General features: G+C 68.4%; 1 protein-coding gene. It reads right to left on the bottom strand.

Annotation, left to right across the window (positions count from 1 at the left end; all coding sequences use genetic code 11):
• The coding region (locus HL671_RS37825; RefSeq protein WP_172244241.1) for an AMP-binding protein at nt 1–888 on the bottom strand (888 nt) is incomplete at both ends.

Here is an 888-nt window from a genome sequence, read left to right on the forward strand (position 1 = left end):
CTCAGCGACGCACGCTGCCAATAGCCGCGGGCGAGGCCCGCGCCGCCGATGAACAGTTCGCCGGTCACGCCGACCGGCGCGAGATTGAGATGGCCGTCCAGCACATACAACGTCGTATTGCCGATCGGACCACCGAGCATCGGCTGGGATTCGGCCGCATCGAGCCGGTGGCGCGCCGACCACACCGTGGTCTCGGTCGGCCCATACAGGTTCCAGACCTCGCGGCTCAGCGCCGTCAGCCGCCGCGCCAGGTCCGGCGCCAGCGCCTCGCCGCCGCTCAGCACACGGCCATCTCCGGGCAGCCAGTCCGTTGTCTCATCATGATCGAGCAGCATGCGCCAGCTCGATGGCGTCGCCTGGATCATGGTCACGCCATGCCGCGCCACCATCGCCTTCAGCACCGCGGGATCATGCGCGGCAGTGCGATCGGCCAGCACCACCTGTGCGCCATGCGTCAGCGGCAGCCACAGTTCCAGCACCGCGATGTCGAACGACAGCGAGGTCAATCCGAGCACGCGATCGTCACGCGCAATGCCGGGCTGCTCGGCCATGGTCGCCAGGAAGTTCGTCACCGCACCATGGCGCACCATCACGCCCTTCGGCAGCCCGGTCGAGCCCGACGTATAGATGACGTAGGCCAGGCTTTCTGGATGGATCTCGAGATCAAGATTGGCATCGTCGCCGTCGCCCGACTCCGTATCGAGCAGCCAGGCCTCGGCTCCGCTCGTCCTCAGCGCCGGCGCGAACCGATCCAGCAGCGCCGCCTGCGTCAGCAGCAGCTTGGCTCCGCTGTCGCCGAGCATGTGGGCCAGCCGCTCGGCCGGGTAGTCCGGATCGAGCGGCAGATAGGCTCCGCCGGCCTTGAGCACCGCGAGCAGCGCCACCATC

It is taken from the genome of Bradyrhizobium denitrificans (genome assembly GCF_013179005.1).
GTDB classification, from domain to species: Bacteria; Pseudomonadota; Alphaproteobacteria; order Rhizobiales; family Xanthobacteraceae; genus Bradyrhizobium; species Bradyrhizobium denitrificans.